Below are 1,922 nucleotides of genomic sequence, written 5' to 3'. Positions count from 1 at the left end.
CTTAAAAAATAAATAAAAAACTGAAAAATAAATAAAAAACTAGAAATAAAAATAAAAACAATTTAAACAAACTAAAAAACTAAATTAAAAACAAAAACAATAAAAACAGCTTAAAAAATAAATAAAAAACTGAAAAATAAATAAAAAACTAAAAATAAAGATAAAAACAAGTTAAACAAAATAAAATTATGTAAAAAAATTTAAAAATAAGATAAATAATAAGAAACTATTTTTAGAAGAAATCATGAAATGAATTTAACAAAATCTTTCTTCCATGTCACCAACATAACTATGTCCGCCAACTAAACTCCTATTTTCATCATACTCTAAAATTGAGACATTACTAAGATACTCTACAATAAGAATAATTTTACATTCAGAATCATTATATTCTAAAGTAAATTTTTTATCATCATTATTTAAAATAATTGCATCATTTAAAACTTTATCATTTACTTCTTTATCCCCATTTTTATCTAAAACAATAGGTGAATCATAATGTTCTAATACTTCTTTAATACTTGCCATAATTACACACTCTTAAACTAATTTTAAAAAATAAATAATAAAAGTGGATAAAAACCACTTAAATATCTTATTACGTGTTTAATCATCACTGTGAATTGCATCATATAATACTGGAAGGAATGCACCAACATCAGTAACTACACCAAGAACTTGTGCACTACCTCTATCTGCAAGTTTAGTTACAGTAGATGGGTTAATATCAACACATACACTACTTACACTAGAAGGTAACATATTACCTACAGCAATAGAATGTAACATAGTAGCTACCATAAATACCATATCTACATTTTGAACATATTTACGCATAGCAGCTTGTGCTTCTTGAGTATCTGTAATAACATCAGGTAATGGACCATCATCACGTATAGATCCTGCAAGAACAAATGGAACATCATTTTTAACAAGTTCATACATAATACCACTTTTAAGTGTTCCATCTTCAACAGCATTTTTAATAGAACCAGATTTATTGATTTTATTAATTGCTCTCATATGGTGAGAATGACCATTAGTTACAATTTCACCAGTTTTAACATTAATACCTAATGAAGTACCTAAAATATCACATTCAATATCGTGAGTTGCAAGAGCATTACCTGCAAATAATACATCAATATATCCTTCTTTAATTAAATTTGCAACAACACCTTGAGAACCTGTATGAACAATAGCAGGTCCACCTACAAATGCGATTTTTCCACCATTTGCTTTAATCCTTTTAACTTCAGCTGCAATATCTTTAACAGTACTCATTAATGGTTTTTCACTGGAAACATCACTATTCATAAATTCAAAAGCATTAGTTTTTCCTCTAGGTTTTTGTGGACGTGAAACTTTAACTCCATCAATTCCAACAACAACCATATCTCCTTTTTTAATAGAACCAATAGGTCTACAATATGCTTCTTCTTTTTCTTCATCAATTACAACAGCACAGTCCATTTCAATATCATGAACCATTAACCAGTTACCCTTATATAATACATGAGTGGTATGGTGTGTAGTTGAATAAAATCCTTCAGGAAGAACTTTATCTTTAGGAGAGGGAACTAATTTAGCTTCTTTAATTTCAGCAATAGAAACACCAATAGCTGAAAGTTCATCTAAAATTTCATTTAGTTTATCTAAATTTTCTGCATATACTGCCATTTTAGCTCTAGATATATCTGATTTGTTTTTACCAACACTTATATCTAAAACTTCAAAATCCCCTCCTTTGTCCATAACGATATCAAATGTTTTTGAAAGAACAAGTGAATCGATAATATGTCCAGAAAGTTCTATTTCACGTTTAAACATTTTTATTCTCCTACACTTTTTATGTATTAAAAATTTATCTAAAGATAAATTATAATAAAATTTAGTTTTTTCGTATATTTAAATATTTATAT

At 26.7% G+C, this 1,922-nt stretch carries 2 protein-coding genes; both read right to left on the bottom strand.

Going from position 1 to position 1,922, the window contains the following annotated elements:
• Window positions 1-255: 255 nt before the first annotated feature.
• Entirely contained in the window at window positions 256-528 is a 273-nt protein-coding gene (locus tag BGI41_RS07900) for a hypothetical protein (RefSeq protein WP_088540154.1), read from the bottom strand.
• A 78-nt stretch (window positions 529-606) separates the two neighbouring features.
• Window positions 607-1,830 carry a TIGR00300 family protein gene (locus BGI41_RS07895; protein ID WP_088540153.1) on the bottom strand — a complete coding sequence of 408 codons (1,224 nt, stop codon included), beginning with the start codon at window positions 1,828-1,830 and terminating at the stop codon, window positions 607-609.
• Window positions 1,831-1,922: the final 92 nt, after the last annotated feature.

Origin of the sequence: Methanobrevibacter sp. 87.7 (assembly GCF_002208625.1) — an archaeon.
Lineage (GTDB): Archaea > Methanobacteriota > Methanobacteria > Methanobacteriales > Methanobacteriaceae > Methanarmilla.
The sequence above is the reverse complement of the archived record's forward strand: the minus strand, read 5'-3'. Positions and strand labels throughout refer to the sequence as shown.

Coding starts and splice junctions, on each gene's coding strand:
- BGI41_RS07900 (WP_088540154.1), bottom strand. CDS start 528: ATGGCAAGTATTAAAGAAGTATTAGAACATTATGATTCACCTATTGTT.
- BGI41_RS07895 (WP_088540153.1), bottom strand. CDS start 1,830: ATGTTTAAACGTGAAATAGAACTTTCTGGACATATTATCGATTCACTT.